The organism is Streptomyces sp. NPDC001002, from assembly GCF_053599215.1.
Genome location: NZ_JBSFLV010000105.1, coordinates 1 through 17048 on the forward strand (window position 1 = coordinate 1; position 17048 = coordinate 17048).

The window sequence follows — 17048 nt, forward strand, 5'->3', positions numbered from 1 at the left end:
ACCTACACCGGCGGCACCACCCAGAACGTCACCACCGGTCTCGACACCATGCCGGTGTTCGTGCGGGCCGGCGCGGCACTTCTTGCCGCCGGCGTCCGCGGTGTGGGGCGGGGACGGCTTCCCCATCGGGGTGTGGGCGAAGAACCAGCGCGCGGCCGCCCGCAGGACACAGCACAACGCCGTGCGGCGCGCGCGTGGGGAGACGGGTGTCTCCAGCGCCGGTGAGCTGCCGGAAGGCCGTCTGGAGGCACTGGACGCGATCGATCCCGCCTGGTGTCCCGCCTGGAGCATCGACTGGCAACGCGGCTTCACACTGACGCTCGCCCACCTGCGGAGCGGGGGCGCTGTGCCGACGGCCGTGAGTGAGGTGATCGTGCAGGGCGAGGACCTCGGCGCCTGGATCAAGGCCCAGCGGGCCGGCTGGGAGCGCCTGGCGCCGGTGCAGCAGTGGCTGCTCGACAGCGTCCTCGACGTCGAGCCCGCCGGCGAGGACGGGGGCGAGGCGGTGCCGGTGCCTCGTACGCAGGATGCGCGGTGGGCCGCGAACCTCGCCGCCGCCCGCCAGTTCCACGCCCGGGAAGGCCACCTGCGGCCGACGCGAGGCCACGTCGAACACGTGGACGGGGTGGACGTACGGCTGGGGTCCTTTCTGGACAACACCCGCCGCAGAGCCGACAAACTCCCCCCGGAGCGCCGGGCGGCACTCGATGAACTGGGCATGCGCTGGTGAGCTCGATGCACAACGGCCGCGCCAGGCCTGTCCGTTCGCTCTCCCCGCCGGCAGGCCTGTCGGTCCGGGAGAGCGAACCGCTCAAGCGGGCAGCAGCACCGGCAGCGGGAGACCCTGCGGAAGCTGACGACATCCCGGGCGCGAGCGCACGGACGGGCGCGGGTGCACGGACGGGCGCGGGTACACGGACGGTGGAGGGCGTCGGCGGACTTCAGCCCGAGGCCGTGCGCCCGCTTTCCAGAAGGTTTTGCCGAAGACCATCACCACCGGGATCCGAGCTTCTGCAAGCCCGGTTCGTTTCCTTCCGCCTCGTACCGGGATCCTGACCACACGCCACAACGGACCTGCGGGGGCGCACGTTCGACAACCGGAAGGCCACGAAAGGTCAGGGGATGGCGTCACACCGTCAAGTGCACGCCAACCGCCACGGCTCACCCGGCCTGACTTGGCGGATCATTATCGGCAGTGCGCGCGGGCACGACAGGACGTGCGACGCGCTTTCCGAGTCCAGGGCCGCGTGTCGGTCATGCGGTGAGAGCGTGCAGGAGTTCGGCGCGTGTGGGGCCGGCCGGCATGGTGCCTGTGGTCTCGGCGGCCAGGCTAGCGACGGCCTCGGCGAGCGCGGGGGCGCGCAGTTCCTCCTGCGCGCCGGGCAACATGTGCACAGCGGCCCGCTCCGCCCGCAGCGCGGCAGGGTCGCGCTGGGCCAGGAGCCGCAGTGCCCGGGCCCGTTGCCAGCCGGGATCCGTGTAGGGGGTCCCGGCCGCGTGAGCGGTCATCTCCGCGAGGCGGTGCCGGGTGTAGGAGACGGTCTGCCGGTACGGCCGGTCCAGACCGTCGACGGTGGCCTTCGCGTAGGCCGCTGCGAAGGCGGTCGGGTCGTCGGTGTCCGCCCGGCGCAGCAGGTCACGCAGGATCAGGGCGTGGGTCAGGCTCATCGTCAGGCCCCGTCCGAGGGTCGGGACGGTGAGTGCCCAGGCGTCGCCGAGGGCCACCAGTCCGGTCACGAGGGGCTGTTCGGTGTCGTACAGCGTCCGCCGGCGGTGGGTGAGGCGGGCCATGGTCTGGATCCCCTCGGCGATGGGCCGCCCCTGCAACCATGCGTCGGCGTCGGGGAAGAGGCTCACGGCCGCCGACCACGAAGCTTCGTGACGCAGGAGGTCGCGCATGTCGTGGTCGTGAGTGCGGCTGACGAGGCAGATCGAGTAGGTCCCGTGGTCGGCGGGCACGCGCAGGAGATCGAGGGAGCCGTGCTGGTCGGACTGGAGGAAGGTGGCGGTGGGCAGCGCGCCGTCGGATGAGCGGAAGTAGCGGCTGTGGTAGGTGAAGCCGCCCTCACCGGTCTCCTCCAGCGCCCCTCGCACGCCGATCTCCCGCAGCCAGACGGGCAGCCGTGAACGGCGTCCGGTGCAGTCGACGACCAGATCGGCCCTCATGTCGCCCTCGCTCGTCGCCACGCCGGTCACGTGCGGCACCGGTCCGGCCGAGTCCGCGAGCAGCGCGCGGCAGGCCACGCCCCAGCGGATCGTGACGCCGGCCGCCTCCGCCGCGTCACGGGCGGCGGACTCCAAGACCGGACGCCGGGCCACGAGCGTGTCGAAGCGGGCGTCGTCCGCGCGCAATTCGCCGCCCAGCCCCGGTTCGAGCGCCACCATGTTCGTGCGCACCGCACCCGCTGCCGTCATCCGCTTCACCAGATCCGGCAGCTCGGCCTCGGCCAGTTGGCGCCAGCGGGCGAGCGGAAGATGCAGCAGACGCGCCTGAGGGATGCCGGGGCGCTCCAAATGCGACCACGCCGACTCCGGTTCGGCGGGCGGGGGCTGCGGGTCCCGTTCGAGAACGGTCACGTGATGGCCGTCCTGGGCCAGGAGCAGGGCTGTCTGGATGCCGCCGAGCGCGCCACCGACCACGACGACATCCGTCACGAGACTCCTCTTCCCATCCCACGCAACACCGATAAGCACACACGGACACAGGCCACAGCAGTGGTCCGTCGCCCGCTCCACCCTACGAACCCGACACCGGCCCCGCCTTCGGCCGATTGGCCTAACCCCGCCCGACCTGACCAGCGGAGGCGCAGGTCCTCCTGGAGGAGACCGTCACCGCCCCCGCACGGGACACCAACCGCCCGCTCAGCCAAGGCTCCTGGCACTCCCCCTACGACAACGGCGCCTCCACGGCAGCCCGCGCACCCGACATCAACCACCTGGACCTACTCGCCGAAACCGGGGGCTCTGGCACCTCCACCTCGACCACCACGGAACGAGAGGACTACACCAACCACCTCGGGGATTCGCGCGCCGAACGCGACCTGGAGTTCGGGACGAGGTGAACAACCCGGCCAAGGGAGCACCCGTCATCCCCGGCGTCATCCAGCCCAGACACCGCCCTGCCAGAGGCCACCGGACGGGACTTGCTCCTCGGCGGCCTGCCCTGCGGGGTCAACTGACCGCCCACGGCTGCACGGCGGTCGTCACCGGCTTCCCGGTGCGGGCCGACTCCTCGCACGCCAGCGCCAGCAGATGATCCTGGCAGCCCTCAGCCAGCGGGTACGGCTGCGGGCCGGCCCCCGGCACCCACGCGCCCGTCCGACACAGCAGGTCCACAACGGCCAGGTCGTCCTCCGACAGACTCGCGCCCACATACCCGTTGCACCACACAGCCAGGCCAAAGCCCGACCTCGGTTTATCGCTCACCCTCCGCGGACGGCCGTTGCCGACGACAGAATCCGCCTGCCGTCAACGTGCAAAGCAGTCGCCCCACACCCCTCAACGAAATAGGTTAATCTCTTTAGACTGTGTCGGACACGTGAGGTAGGAGAGCTGCCGAGAATGTCGCACTGTTCCTGGCCTGCCACAGAACGCTATGAGCTCGACCCGGCACCGGGCTCGCTGGCGCTGGTCCAGGACTTCCTGAACACCGCCGCCATCGGCACCCAGCGAACAGACCTGTTGGCCGAGCCGTCAACGGCGCAGACCTGGGCCGAAGAGGTTGCCGACAGGTGGTCGTCCGAATCCGGCCAGCCCAAGCAGCCTCTCACTCTGGGGCGGACCGCCTGCGCGCACCTGCAGGAATACCGGCAGTCCCTTCGGACCGCTCTCGCTGACGCCCCTTCACCTGCGGACACCGCAAACCGCACCCCTGTCATCTCGGCAGAGATCTCCCTGGGCATGAACACGGACGGACTCGTCGTCGCCACCCCGCAAGGCGGCGGTGCCCAGACCATCACTTCCATGCTGCTCATCGCCATGTGGCAGGCCCAGGGCAATGACACCTGGCGTCGGCTGAAGACCTGCCGCAACCCGCTGTGCCACCTCTCCTTCTACGACCGCTCGCGCAACAACAGCGGCACCTGGCACAACGTGAAAACCTGCGGCAACGCCGCGAACCTGCGGGCGTATCGGGCGCGCAGGCGATCAGCGAACCAGGACACCGGTCCTGACGGAGAAGCGGGGTCATGACCGCCCCTGACGCCGGCGCGGGTCCGGCAAGCGCTCTGCGGGTCCGCCCTCTCGGTCAAGCAGGAGATCGCGAGCGCCTCAAAGGGCTCTGTCCACGGCTGTCCGCGCAATCCCGCTACATGCGCTTCCACGGAGCGTTGAACGAACTGAGCGGCGCCTTCCTCGACCAGCTCATGAACATCGACCACCACGACCGGGAGGCGCTGATCGTCCTCGCGAGGGACGAGATCGCGGGGATCGCACGCTACTCCGTCACGACAGAGGCTCCGCACCTGGCGGAAGTCAGCGTGCTGGTGGCAGACGCCTGGCAGCATCAGGGCATCGCACAACACCTGATGGCGGCCCTGACCGACGCGGCACTTCACCGAGGCGTTCTGCACTTCAAGGCCTCCGTGCTCCCCAGCAACGAGCGTGCCCGCCAACTCCTCACCGCTGTGGCACCGGACCATCGCCTGCATCACGCGGCCGACGGCCTGGAATTCCTCTGGCAGCTCGCCCCCGGCGTCCCCCTCCCGACACAGGGCTGAAGCGCACGGCAAAACCTGGCGACCGGCCGCACCGACCGCCGGCGGGACCGATCGCCCGGAACCGCCGGATGAGCCCCGGCCGATAGACCGTGCTCGCGCGCAGCAGGGACGTATCGACATCTTGCCAACATAGGCAAAACGGTTACAGTTATGTCGTCAGCTTCAGTCAGGAGAACAGAGGTCAGCCATGACCACATATCTGGGCAGCGGAGACGAGAGCCTGCACCGCAGGGACTACCAGCCGGAATGGCTCGGCCGCCTCGCCGAGGACGTCACCATGGAGGCGTCGGTACTCAACGGGATCGTCCATGGGCCGGCCGCCGTGCGGGAGATCCTCACCGTCGCGCGGTCTCTCTACGACTACCAGGAGTTCAACTACGCCGGCCCGTACGGTGAGCACGATTTCGTCGAGGACTACACCTCCCGTGTGCACGGTGAACCGATCGGCACCGTGGTCGTCGTCCGCTTCGACGACGCGGGGCTGGTACGGCGCATCGTCATCAATCACAGGCCGCTCACCTCGGTCCTGCTGTGGTCGCGACTCATGGGTGAGCACTTCGCCGGCACCCCCTACGCCGACTACTTCCTCACCCCGGCAGCCGTGCGGAGCCTGCTCGAGACGGAGGCCACGTCATGACGTCACAGAACGGGCTGCGCCATGAAGTTCTCGTCTCGGGCCTCACCCCCGTCAACGGTGCGCCCCTGCCCGGCGGCCAGGTCCCCCACTGGTCGCCGCTGTCACACACCCTCGTATACGGGCCTACGTCCGCCGTCATCGTGGACCCGCCCATCACCAGGATCCAGTCCGCGGCGCTCGCGGACTGGATCACTGCGCGTGGCAGGCGACTCGCGTACGTCTTCATCACCCACGCGCACGGGGACCACTGGCTCGGCACCGCTGAACTGCTGCGGCGATTCCCCGATGCCACCGCCGTGGCAGCACCCGGCACCGCTCAGCGCATCAAGGCCAGTACGTCCGACGGTTCCGTACCCCCGCCGTGGCCCGTCCTCTTCCCCGGGCAGTTGGATCAGGCCGCGGCGGGCATCCAGGTCGAGAAATCGCCGACCGACGGTTTCACGGTGGACGGATACCCGCTCATCCCCGTCGAGGTGGGCCACAGCGACACCGACGACACATCGGTCCTGCACGTTCCCTCGCTCGACCTGGTCGTCGCCGGAGACGTGGTCTACAACAACGTCCACCAGTACCTGGCCGAAACACCCAACGGCGGCCTCGAAGCCTGGCACCGAGCCCTGGACGCCGTGGCCGCGCTCAAACCCCGCCACGTCGTCGCGGGACACAAGGACTCAAGCCGCCCCGATGACCCCTCGGACGTCGACGCCACCCGCCGCTACCTCGACGACACCCGCCGCGTGCTCGAATCCAGCTCGTCGCCCCACGAGTTCTTCACCCGCGTACTGGACCGCCATCCCGAGCGCATCAACCCCTACACCGTCTGGCTCAGCGCCCAACAACTCCTCCCGGAACCCCGGTCCTGACCAAGGATCCGGCACCAGGTGGAGTTGCCGGATGCAGCACTACTCTGCTGATGTGATCGAAACCCGGGAGCCCCGCGCCGTCGTCGCTCTGACGGCTGTTGCTGTCCACCGCCGTACCACCGGACAGGAGATCGTCCTCGACGGGATCAACTGGACCGTTCGGTCCGGCGAGCACTGGGCGTTGCTGGGGGCCAACGGGGCCGGCAAGACCACGCTGCTCCGGCTCGTCGGGGCCGTCATGCATCCCACCGTCGGCACCGTCGAGGTCCTCGGTGATCGCCTCGGCCACGTCGACGTGCGCGAGCTGCGAGCACGCGTCGGCCTGGTGTCAGCCGCCCAGAAGGTCCCGCCGGACGCCACCGCCCACACCGTCGTTCTCACCGGGGCGACCGGCACGGTGCAGCCACTGTGGCGGGCCTACGACACCGCGACCCGCGAACGCGGCCATGCGCTGCTCGCCGAGCTCGGATGCAAGGAGCTCGCCGACCGCCGATTCGGCGACTGCTCGGGCGGCCAGCGCGCGCGGATCCTCATCTGCCGTGCCCTGATGGCCGATCCGCCGCTGCTCCTGCTCGACGAGCCGTTCAACGCCCTCGATCTCCCCTCCCGCGAGGACCTCGTGGACGCCCTGCACAGGCTGGCCGCCGACCGACCCGACCTCGCCACCGTCATGGTCACCCACCACTTGGAAGAGCTGCCGCCCAGCACCACTCATGCCTTCCTCCTCAAAGAAGGCCGCGAACTGGCTTCCGGCCCGGTCGACAGCGTGCTCACCCCGGACAACATGACGGTCTGCTTCGGACGTCCCGTTCACGTGGCCCGCCACGACGGACGCTGGTACGCACGCTCGGGCCGCTAGATCCTTTCCGGCGGATCTTGCCGCGGCCGGCTCAGTGAGGCACGGCTGACCTCGGTAGAGTCGTGGTGTGTTCGAGTACCACGGCTGGATCACGGTCAGGGAGACGGCAGTTGGTGAAGACGACGAGATCCGACTGCGGCAAATCGTCGAAGAGCTTCAGCTTCGCATCGCCCAGATGGCCAGCCCTTATCTCCTTGAACTCAGGTGGATGAACGGCGAGCCGTTCATCCACCTGGGAGGCCACTCCAATCACCGCTCATCGCCTGATGTCGTCGGTCTGTACGAGCATGTGGCGGCGGTTGCGCCGGGCTCCTACGGGCTGCTGCATTTTCGCGATGACGAGGATCCGAGCTATGAGAACGACGTACGCGTGCTCAGGCTCGCCCGAGGCACGATCACGCTGCACACGGAAGCGCTGCTGTCTCCGTGTGTCCCGACGCTGGAAGCACCAGGAAGTGCAGGGCCGTGACGGCTGTCGCGAGGAGCGGCAGGCCACCACCCCGAAGTGGCCCATGAATCCGCCATCGAAATGGACCACACTCCTGGGCTACTCCGCTTCTAAGGTCGGAGGCGTGACGACCAGCGAACAGCTGTGACCGAGGAGACGATTTCCATGAAAGCGATCGTGGTGACGGACCAGGCTGCGGGAACGGCCGGGATGACGCTGGTGGAGCGGCCCGAGCCGCAAGCGGCGATAAACGACGTCGTTGTTCGGATTCACGCGTCGGGATTCGTCCCGACCGAGATGGAATGGCCCTCGACCTGGGTCGATCGCGCCGGCCGTGACAAGACACCGTCGATCCCCGGCCACGAGCTGGCGGGAGTGGTCACCGCCCTCGGCTACGGAACGACGGGGCTGTCGGTCGGGCAGCGGGTGTTCGGCCTCGCCGACTGGCACCGGGACGGCACCCTGGCGGAGTACGTGGCGATCGAAGCACGCAATCTCGCACCGCTGCCCGGTGACGTCGACTTCACGGTAGGCGCGTCCCTGCCGATCTCAGGCCTGACCGCGTGGCAGGGGCTGTTCCAGCACAGCCGCCTTCAGTCGGGCCAGACCCTCCTCGCCCATGGCGCGGCCGGGGCAGTCGGGACGATGGTGACCCAGCTCGCACGTGAGGCCGGAGCCTACGTGATCGGCACCGGACGCGCCGCCGACCGCAAGAAGGCACTCGACTTCGGCGCGCATGAGTTCGTCGACCTCGAGAACGACGCCCTGGAAGACGTCGGCGGCGTCGATCTGGTCTTCGATGTCATCGGCGGCGACATTCAGAAGCGGTCCGCTGCCCTGATCAAGACTGGCGGCGCGCTGGTGTCCATCGTGGGCCCGGTCGAGGCGCGGCCCGCTTCCGGCCTGGCGGTGGACTTCGTCGTCGAGGCCGATCGCGCCGACCTGGGTGAGATCGTGCAGCGGGTGCGCGACGGACGGCTGCGGACGAACATCGACAACGTCTCGACCCTCGACGAAGCCGTCGCCGCCCTCAATCCGACCGAGCGACGCAAGGGAAAGACGATCATCCGCGTTCGTCCGTGAGAACACGGGCCCCCTCCGGGCGGTTCGGCAGACGTGCCCGCCCGCTCGACGTCACGTTCCTGCTGCACGCCGCCGAGTTGCTCGACGGTGATCCACAGGTCGACGACCTCGGACCGCTCTACGCGGCCGTCGCCCGGGTCAACGCTCGGGGACGCCGCCTCCGGTGTGCTCGGCGTCGCCCGACTCGCCCGGCAGCTGCGCGACTGGACCGTCGCCTGATCCAAAGGCGCGGCATCGACGGGGAGTCGCCGCACCACCGGGGCACCGGGGAGCGGTGGCACTGCGCATCGCCGTTCGGCAATCCGTCAGCTCGTCTACGGCGCTGTGAAGAGCGCCGGGAAGCGCGGGCCCAGCCACGGCTTGCAACCCCAGACAATCACCTTGGCGCGGGCCATGACGGTGGGGGCGGTCCAACGGCCGAGGGCGAGGAGGAGGAAGGCCACGGGATCGATGGCGATCGTGCAATCGGGGCGTCGGGGCGGGGTGTCGGTGACCGTGGGCACGCCGTCAACGAAGGTGACGGCGAAGCGGTCGCGGCCGGTCCGCACCAGATAACACGCCCGGTGGTTGGCCGCGCCGGCGCTCACCACCCGCGGCATGGCCAGTCGCATGAAGGGCAGCGTGAACCTGACCACCTCCCGGTCGACCATGTGCGGCCCACGCAGCGCGACCGCGATGTCGTAGCCGTGCCCGAGCAGGTGCGTGAGCAGGTACGAGCCCAGGGTGGCCAGATCCATCGGCCCCATCGGCGTCAGTACCGCTTCCCGGGGGCTGCGAACGGCTGCGGCCGCTACGAAGGCCCGGGCCTGGTCCGCGATCTCTGCGCCGAGGACCGCAGGATCTCGCTGCGGGAAGGCGGCCAGGGAGGCGCGGTTCGCCGCCGCCAGTCCGGTCGGCGTCCCATCGCCGTAGGGACGGTTCTTGCCCGCCCCGATGTCCGCCATCAGCTTCCCCGCCAGCGCCAGGTGCGCCGCTGCTTCTCCCACCGTCCACTCGGCGCCCGGCAACGGCGTCTGCGGGTCGGCACCTGCCCCCAGCAGCACCGCGATCCGGTCGGCAGTGGCGACAATGGCATCCTCGGGTGTCATGAACGCGATCGTGTACGCACCCGGACGACGTGTCCAGTGTCCAGCCCACGTTCGTATGGTTCCTCCCCCGCAGTGTTCCGTCGCATCACCGTTCACCTTGAGGGTGGGACGACACGAACCTCCCGCGAGGCGCGGAACTGGAACACCATCACGAGCGAGACGACACTCCGCGGACACGGCGAACGCCGTCGCACCGTTCGAGTCCGGAACCGATGAGGCCCGCTCGTAGAGCACCAACTCGCACCACTGACCACTATCCGGCAACAAGCGCACCCAGCCGCCGTGGTGGGGGCCGGCGAACAGGCTGCGGCCGCAGGGAAGTTCCCGGCCGACGGGAGAAGGGGCCGCGTGCGGGTGTCTGCACAGGCCCGGGATGACTCAGGGCGGGGGGGGTGAGCGGTGAACGCGGCACACAGCCTGCTGCTCGCTGGACAGTTGGACGGTGTCGGCACGAACTGGATCACCATGCTCGAAAACTGGGCGGCGATGGGCCTGCAGGCCGGTCTGCACAACCAGCCCACACGCTCTTGCCGGCCGCCGGTGTCTTCACACCGACCTTGCCGCCGACAACCGGCCGCAGCGACCCGTGGGCACCCTCGTCGTAGGAGACCTGGACGAGCAGCGCCGTCAGGTGGCGAGCCGCAGCGGCGCGCTGCAACGGCACTGGAATCTTTAGAGCGTGGTGTCCGCGGCAGCCATGGTGTCACTCGCCAACATCGCGGCGAAGCGGACGCTCCGTCCCACCGACGCGTATGACCGGGGACTGGCTGATCGCCTGCTGATCCGGGAGCGAGACGGAGTCGACCCGATTGCCGCGAAGCGTCTGCACGTGGTGGCGTCCCTGAAGGGGCAGCACGGCAGCCGGGCCCTCGAGGACGGCTAGGTCGTCTCTTTCGGATCTTGGTTCGGAGGAGTCCGCATGCGGCCTGTCCGCACATATATTGGCGAGGTGGACGAAGCCGAAGCGAGCGGTCAGGTGTGGAGAGACGAGGTTCGCGTGCGTCCGACGGCTGAGCAGGATCGTGCCGCGTTGGCACGGCTTGTCGACGTGGACGCAGACCCTTTCGAAGTCGAGCTGTACGAGCGCGCGGCGGATCCCCAAGTGCTTTCGATTGATCGAGCTCAGAGGTCGCGGGCCGGGCAGCACGCCAGGCATGTGCAACGACTTCGAGAGCGTCAGCAGCGCCAAGGCAGTTGAGCAGTACCCTTCGGATCATCTGATCGTTGGTCGGGTGTGTCATTGACTGACGGGCAGCGGGCGCGCATCGAGCCATTACTGCCAGAGCGGACGCCGAAGCGGGGCGGTCGGTGGCGTGATCACCGGCAGGTGATCGACGCGATCGGGTTCAAGTACCGGACGGGTACGCCATGGATGGACCTGCCCGAGCAGTTCGGGTCCTGGAAGGTCGCCCACAATCGGCAGCGGAAGTGGGCCGCCGACGGGACCTGGGAAAAGGTCTTCACCGCCCTGCTCGCTCAGGCCGACGCCGAAGGCGACCTTGAATGGGTCGTCGCGGTAGATTCCGCGATCGTGCGTGCTCATCAGCACGCCGCCGGGGCCCGTCAAAAGGGGCCCCGGCCGGCGAGCCGCACGATCATGCCCTCGGGCGCTCCCGCGGTGGACTGACTACAAAGATCCACCTCGCCGCCGACAGTCGCTGCCAGCCCCTGGCCTTCGTGATCACACCTGGACAGGCCGGTGACGCACCCGCGTTCCCGCAGGTCATGGCTCGCTTACGAGTTCCGCGATCGGTCGGCAGGCCGAGAGTGACACCGGATGGGGTCCTCGCCGACAAGGCCTATTCGTCCCGCGTGATCCGCTCGAAGTTACGCCGGCGCGGGATCCGGGCCGTGATCCCGCAGCCCTCCGACCAGGCCGCCCACCGAAAACGTCTCGGCAGCCGTGGCGGCAGACCACCGGCCTTCGACCGCGACGCCTACAAACAACGGAACACCGTCGAGCGCTGCATCAACAAGCTTAAGCAGTGGCGCGGCCTCGCCACCCGCTACGACAAGACCGTCACCATCTACCTCGCCGGACTCCACCTGGCCGCCATCTACATCTGGTCAGCGAGGTGATCCAAAGGAAACAGCCGAGGTCTGCCGACCCGGCCGTCGCCACTCGAACGGTCCACCCTTCTCGCGGCTCACCGACGGCGAGCCGACAGTGAGGGGACAGCGCACTCTGGGCCCGCCATCGGCCGACGGCTGATCCCATCAGTCCGGGAGAACTCATGTCCGTCTACTTGTACCGCCTTGCCCGCTGGGCGTTCCGACGCCGGCGCACCGTGCTCGCCGTGTGGATCCTCGCCGCGGCCGTGGCGATCACCCTCTCGGTCGTGGGCGGCGGCAAGACCGACAACACCTTCACGGTCCCGGGCACCGAGTCGCAGCAGGCCACCAATCTGCTCAAGAAGAAGCTGCCGGCGCTGAGCGGTGGCCAGACCCAGGTCGTGTTCGCGACCCATGGCAGCACCAAGGTCACCGACCCGTCCTACAAGGCCGGCATCGAGGCCGCGGTCAAGAATCTCAAGACGGTGCCACAGGTGGGCCTGGTCACCGACCCGTTCGAGTCGAAGTCCGTCTCCAAGAACGGCCATGTCGCTCTCGGCTCGGTGCAGTTCAACGCGCAGCCGACCGACGTGAAGACATCGACGCTGGACGCGGTGAAGGCCGCCGTCGTGCCGGCGCAGGATGCCGGTGTGGAGGTCGAGTACTCCGGCAGTGTCTACCCCGGCTGGGAACTGAAGATCTCCGAGCTGCCGGAGATGGTCGGCATCCTGGTCGCCTTCGTGATCCTGACCATCACCTTCGGCGCGCTGGTCGCCGCCGGACTGCCGATCCTCACCGCGATCATCGGCATCGTCGTCACCCTGATGAGCATCAGCGCCCTGGCGTCCGTCATGACCATCGCCTCGACCTCGACGACAGTGGCGACGATGCTCGGACTGTCCTGCGGCATCGACTACGGACTGTTCATCCTGGCCCGGCATCGCAACAACCTGCTCACCGGCATGAGCATCGAGGACTCGGTCGCCCTGGCCGCGGGCACGTCTGGCAGCTCGGTGGTCTTCGCCGCGCTGACGGTGATGATCGCGCTGTGCGGGCTGTCCGTGGTCGGAATCCCCTTCCTGACCGTGATGGGCCTCGCCGCCGCGGGAGCGGTGCTGGTGGCACTGCTGATCGCGCTGACCCTGATGCCCGCGATGCTGGGCTTCGCGGGGAACAAGGTGGCGAGGTTCATCAGTACGCCACTGCGCCCGGGTCACCACGAGAACGTCGCCCAGATCGCCGCGACCGAGCCGGAGCGCACGTTCGGAGCCGCCTGGGCACGGTTCGTGGTGCGCTTCAGGGTGCCGCTCCTGATCGGCGGGATCGCCGTCCTCGTCACGCTCGCCCTGCCCTACACCAAGATGGAACTGGGGCTGCCGAGCGGATCCTCGCAGCCGAAGAAGAACACCGCACGCAAGGCCTACGACCTCACTACCGACAACTTCGGACCGGGCTTCAACGCCGCGCTCCTGGTGGTCGCCGACGGCGTCCCCGATGCCAAGGCAGCCGCTCCCATCACCACCGCACTGGCCAAAGTCCCCGGTGTGGTGTCCGCCGCACCGATGGCGTCCGGCAACGACGTCACCGTGATCCGCGTGATCCCCAGCACCGGCCCGAACGACCAGGAAACCACCCACCTGGTCAACCGGATCCGGGACGACCGTTCCGCGCTCGAAGGGAACACGGGTGCCGCCATCCTGGTGGGCGGCACCGCGGCCTCCAACATCGACGTGTCGAGCAAACTCTCCTCCGCACTGCCGGTGTTCCTGGTCGTCGTGGTCGGTCTGGCCTTCATCCTGCTGACACTCGCGTTCCGGACGATCCTCATTCCGATCAAGTCGATCGTCGGCTTCCTGCTGTCCGTGTTCGCGGCCTTCGGCGCGCAGGTCGCGGTGTTCCAGTGGGGCTGGGGCGAGCGGCTCTTCGGCATCCCGCCGAGCGAGACCATCAGCTTCCTGCCGATCCTGATGCTCGCGATCATCTTCGGTCTCTCCAGCGACTACGAGGTGTTCGTCGTCTCCCGCATCAAGGAGGACTTCACCAAGAACGGAGACGCCCTCAAAGCCGTGGAGCGCGGCACCGGCCTCGCGGCACGCGTGGTGACCGCGGCCGCGCTGATCATGTTCAGCATCTTCGTGGCCTTCATGTTCACCGACGATCCGACCATCAAGGCCATCGGCTTCAGCTTCGCCGTCGGTGTCCTCCTGGACGCCTTCGTGGTCCGGCTCACCCTGGTGCCCGCGCTCATGGCCATCGTCCGCGCGAAGATCTGGTACCACCCGAGATGGTTCGACAGATACGTCCCCGACCTGGACATCGAGGGTGACCGCCTTCAGCACCAGGTCACCGCCAGCGATTCCCCTCCTCCCGCGGACGAACCCACCAGGGTCCGCTGAGACGCGCCTGACTGCGCCCGCTCAGGGGAAGACGAGTGTGCGGGCGACGAGAGTGACCGCCGAGGGCGTATCGACGGCCCCTCGGTGATCTCCTTCGCAGCTCCGACACGTCGAAGATCAGTCGGTGGCCGCTCAGAGGTGGCCGTCCAGGAACTTCCGTACCTCGGCGGTGGTCATAGGCCCCGTGTCGTGCGCCACCGCCTCTCCCTCCTTCAGCAGGACGTAGGAGGGGGCTCCGGTGATCCCGTATCGCTCGGTCGCGGCCGGACAACGCGTGATGTCGGCGCGGACGGCCGTCAGGCGGCCCGTGTAGTCGTCGGCGACGCCATCCACGACGAGGTCCATCACCCGGCAGGGCTCGATGGCCCTGGGCCATGTCCCGGTGAAGTAGGCGAAGACCGGAACGCCGCTCATCCCGAGGATGAAATCGAACTCCGCGTCCTCACGAGGTCGGTGAACCCGCTTCGCCATGGAGACTCCTGACCTCACGTTCCGTCTTTCCGTCCCCATCATCCCTCGCGCGGCGGGTTGCCACTGGGTGACCTGCGGGGCAGCCAGGCCGGGTCACCAGGGGCCGGGTCGCTCGCGTCACGCGGGTCTGGACGGTCGACGTACGCGTCAGCTGCCCCGAAGTCCCACCGCCAGCGTCAGTTCAAGGACCCGCTGTGCCGATGCGAGATCCGGAAACAGCTCCCGCAGTTGCGACATCCGGTACCGGACCGTCTGGGGATGGACGAACAACGCCGCCGCCACCTCGTCCCGCCTGCCCTGGTGCAGCAGCCACGCCCGCAGCGTCTCCTCCAGCCGCCGTGCGGTCGCGGCAGGCAAGGTCCGCAACGGTGCGAGGGCTCGGGCACGCAGGTCCGCGAACGCGTCCGCGTCGGCGCTCAGCACCAGCTCGGGCAGGTGGTCCTCGGTGTCGCGGATGTCGGAGGAGAGCAAGCGCGCGCGTACGGCTCGTGCGTACGAGGCGGACGCGCGCATCCATGGCCGGGCCGGGCCGACCACGGCGGTGCGGTCGGTCAGCTGTCGCAGGAGATGAGGTCGGTCGGCGTCGGGGACCAGCAGCACCCCTGTGGCGTCCGGCAGATCGTCGAGGACGAGGGTGCCCGAGTCGTCGAGCGCCCGATAGGCGGGCCTGGCTTGGGCGGCGGGCAGCAGGACCGCGGTCAGGGAGACCGGGGGCTGCCACCCGGCCCGTTGGACAGAGGCCAGCAGCACGTCCGGGCTCGCGCCGGCGAGGAGGTCGCGGGCCAAGTGTTCGAGGTGGCGTTCCTGGGCCCTTCCCCGGGCGGCAAGTTCGTCGGCGTGGCCCGCGGCGCTCGCGGCGGAGAGCTCGTCGATGTAGGCGAAGGTCAGCTCGGCGAACTTGGCGACCTCGGCGGCGGGCAGACCCGCGGGTACGGCGCCCGCCGCCAGGCATCGCCAAGCCACACGGGCGCCGACGCGGTAAGCGCTGAGCAGGGCGTCCATCGAACGGCCGTCGCGCACCTCGCCGCGGCCCAGCTCGTAGGCGGCGTCACCGGCGTCGCCGCCCGTGGCGTTCCCGCTCGCGAGGTCCAGGTAGTGCCCCAGGGCGGTACGGACGGCTCGGCGGATGGTGACGCCCATGCGGCCCGACAGCGCGTTGGCGTAGGAAGGGACCTCGTCGATGATCGCCTCGACGACCTCGTCGGCGGTGCTCGTCAGCGCGGCCCGAAGTGCGGTGACCGTCGTCTCGTCCAGGGCCAATTCGCTGGCCCTCTGGATTGCATGACTCACGTTTTTGTTCCCTACGAACAATTCGGCCGACCAGATTCACGTCCTGCGGTCAGGACTTTACGCCCTGAGGCGCAGCAAGCTGGAGTCATGACGAGTGCAGCCCTTCGCAGCAGGGCGTGGAAACTGCTGGAGATGGTCACGACGCCGCTGCTGCCGTCGGACTACCTCGACCTGGTCAGCCCGCTGCGTGCGGGTGCCGACCTGCGGGGGCGCATCGAGGCCGTGCACCCCGAGACGGGTGACGCCGCGACCGTCGTGATCAGGCCGGGCCGGGGCTGGCGCGGCCACACGGCCGGTCAGTACGTGCGGATCGGGGTCGACGTCGACGGGGTGCGCCTGTGGCGTGCCTACTCCCTCACCTCGCCGACCGACCGCCAGGACGGCCGCTTCACGATCACCGTGAAGGCGATCCCGGACGGCAAGGTCAGCAACCACCTGGTCCGCAGAGCGAAACCGGGCACGCTGATCCAACTCGACCAGGCGACAGGTGACTTCGTACTGCCGCCGGCCAAGCCCGCCAAGGTGCTCTACCTGACGGCCGGCAGCGGCATCACGCCCGTGATGGGCATGCTGCGCGACACAGAGTTCGACGACGTCGTCATGGTCCACTCCGCGCCGCGGCCGCAGGACGTGATCTTCCGCCAGGACCTGCACGACCTGGCCGCGGACAAGAAGCTGCGGCTCACCGAGGTGCACACCGACACGGACGGCATGCTCGACATCGCCCGCCTCGACGAACTCGTGCCCGACTGGGCCGAGCGCGAGACCTGGGCCTGCGGGCCCGCGGGCCTCCTCGACGCCGCCGAGGAGCACTGGACCGAATACGGCGTACGAGAGCGCCTGCACACCGAACGCTTCCGCCCCGGCATCGTCGTCACCGGCGACGGCGGCGAGGTCACGTTCAGCGCCACCGGCAAGACCGTGGACGCGGACGGCGCCACGCCGTTGCTGGACGTCGGCGAGGAGGCCGGCGTGCTCATGCCCTCCGGGTGCCGCATGGGCATCTGCTTCGGCTGCGTCTCGCCGCTCAAGGCGGGCGCCGTCCGCGACCTGCGCACCGGCGAGATCACCGAGGCCGAGCCGGGCGTCCTCATCCAGACCTGTGTGTCCGCCGCCGCGGGCCCCTGCGACATCGAACGGTAG

General features: G+C 69.0%; 17 protein-coding genes. 12 read left to right on the forward strand and 5 right to left on the reverse strand.

The features are described 5' to 3' along the window. Positions 1 to 82: 82 nt before the first annotated feature. Complete coding sequence (locus ACWDR3_RS34555) at positions 83 to 730, forward strand: helicase associated domain-containing protein (RefSeq protein ID WP_450356506.1); 648 nt, start codon at positions 83 to 85, stop codon at positions 728 to 730. A 524-nt stretch (positions 731 to 1254) separates the two neighbouring features. Here the strand turns inward: ACWDR3_RS34555 and ACWDR3_RS34560 are convergent. Next, on the reverse strand, positions 1255 to 2655 hold the full coding sequence (locus ACWDR3_RS34560) for an FAD-dependent oxidoreductase (protein WP_450356507.1): 1401 nt from the start codon (positions 2653 to 2655) through the stop codon (positions 1255 to 1257). Between the two features lie 516 nt (positions 2656 to 3171). Next, positions 3172 to 3372, reverse strand: coding sequence for a hypothetical protein (locus tag ACWDR3_RS34565; RefSeq protein WP_450356508.1), 201 nt, complete (start codon positions 3370 to 3372; stop codon positions 3172 to 3174). A 189-nt stretch (positions 3373 to 3561) separates the two neighbouring features. On the opposite strand from ACWDR3_RS34565, the gene ACWDR3_RS34570 reads away from it, so the two are divergent. The 7 genes from ACWDR3_RS34570 to ACWDR3_RS34600 all read left to right on the forward strand — a co-directional run bounded on the left by ACWDR3_RS34570 (position 3562) and on the right by ACWDR3_RS34600 (position 8608). Next, on the forward strand, positions 3562 to 4191 hold the full coding sequence (locus ACWDR3_RS34570) for a CGNR zinc finger domain-containing protein (protein ID WP_450356509.1): 630 nt from the start codon (positions 3562 to 3564) through the stop codon (positions 4189 to 4191). Next, positions 4188 to 4718, forward strand: coding sequence for an N-acetyltransferase family protein (locus ACWDR3_RS34575; RefSeq protein ID WP_450356510.1), 531 nt, complete (start codon positions 4188 to 4190; stop codon positions 4716 to 4718). The genes ACWDR3_RS34570 and ACWDR3_RS34575 overlap by 4 nt, the downstream gene beginning before the upstream one ends. A gap of 187 nt (positions 4719 to 4905) precedes the next feature. Continuing rightward, entirely contained in the window at positions 4906 to 5355 is a 450-nt protein-coding gene (locus ACWDR3_RS34580) for a hypothetical protein (protein WP_450356511.1), read from the forward strand. Continuing rightward, positions 5352 to 6218 (forward strand): MBL fold metallo-hydrolase, encoded by an 867-nt coding sequence (locus ACWDR3_RS34585; RefSeq protein WP_450356512.1) that lies wholly within the window; start codon positions 5352 to 5354, stop codon positions 6216 to 6218. Before ACWDR3_RS34580 ends, ACWDR3_RS34585 begins: the two co-directional genes overlap by 4 nt. A gap of 52 nt (positions 6219 to 6270) precedes the next feature. Beyond that, positions 6271 to 7077 carry an ABC transporter ATP-binding protein gene (locus ACWDR3_RS34590; protein ID WP_450356513.1) on the forward strand — a complete coding sequence of 269 codons (807 nt, stop codon included), beginning with the start codon at positions 6271 to 6273 and terminating at the stop codon, positions 7075 to 7077. A gap of 67 nt (positions 7078 to 7144) precedes the next feature. Then, positions 7145 to 7546: an Imm7 family immunity protein gene (locus ACWDR3_RS34595; protein ID WP_450356514.1), complete on the forward strand. Its 402-nt coding sequence runs from the start codon at positions 7145 to 7147 to the stop codon at positions 7544 to 7546. Between the two features lie 144 nt (positions 7547 to 7690). After that, positions 7691 to 8608, forward strand: coding sequence for an NADP-dependent oxidoreductase (locus tag ACWDR3_RS34600; protein WP_450356515.1), 918 nt, complete (start codon positions 7691 to 7693; stop codon positions 8606 to 8608). Between the two features lie 314 nt (positions 8609 to 8922). Here ACWDR3_RS34600 and ACWDR3_RS34605 read toward each other — a convergent pair whose 3' ends face one another. Continuing rightward, complete coding sequence (locus ACWDR3_RS34605; RefSeq protein WP_450356516.1) at positions 8923 to 9696, reverse strand: maleylpyruvate isomerase family mycothiol-dependent enzyme; 774 nt, start codon at positions 9694 to 9696, stop codon at positions 8923 to 8925. Between the two features lie 679 nt (positions 9697 to 10375). Here ACWDR3_RS34605 and ACWDR3_RS34610 point away from each other — a divergent pair. The 3 genes from ACWDR3_RS34610 (at position 10376) to ACWDR3_RS34620 (ending at position 14144) form a co-directional block, all read left to right on the forward strand. Beyond that, on the forward strand, positions 10376 to 10579 hold the full coding sequence (locus tag ACWDR3_RS34610; protein ID WP_450356517.1) for a hypothetical protein: 204 nt from the start codon (positions 10376 to 10378) through the stop codon (positions 10577 to 10579). Between the two features lie 351 nt (positions 10580 to 10930). Further along, a protein-coding gene (locus ACWDR3_RS34615; protein WP_450356518.1) for an IS5 family transposase occupies positions 10931 to 11775 on the forward strand; the annotation gives its coding sequence in 2 pieces (ribosomal slippage) (positions 10931 to 11261 and positions 11261 to 11775; 846 coding nt in all). 155 nt (positions 11776 to 11930) lie between these two features. Beyond that, positions 11931 to 14144, forward strand: coding sequence for an MMPL family transporter (locus ACWDR3_RS34620; RefSeq protein WP_450356519.1), 2214 nt, complete (start codon positions 11931 to 11933; stop codon positions 14142 to 14144). 132 nt (positions 14145 to 14276) lie between these two features. On the opposite strand, the gene ACWDR3_RS34625 is transcribed toward ACWDR3_RS34620, so the two are convergent. Continuing rightward, the gene (locus ACWDR3_RS34625; RefSeq protein ID WP_450356520.1) at positions 14277 to 14615 is read right to left on the reverse strand and encodes a thioredoxin family protein; all 339 of its coding nucleotides are present in this window, start codon (positions 14613 to 14615) and stop codon (positions 14277 to 14279) included. A 147-nt stretch (positions 14616 to 14762) separates the two neighbouring features. Next, positions 14763 to 15905, reverse strand: coding sequence for a PucR family transcriptional regulator (locus ACWDR3_RS34630; protein ID WP_450356521.1), 1143 nt, complete (start codon positions 15903 to 15905; stop codon positions 14763 to 14765). An 87-nt stretch (positions 15906 to 15992) separates the two neighbouring features. Here ACWDR3_RS34630 and ACWDR3_RS34635 point away from each other — a divergent pair, with 87 nt between their 5' ends. Next, positions 15993 to 17048, forward strand: a complete 1056-nt coding sequence (locus ACWDR3_RS34635; protein WP_450356522.1) for a ferredoxin reductase — start codon at positions 15993 to 15995, stop codon at positions 17046 to 17048.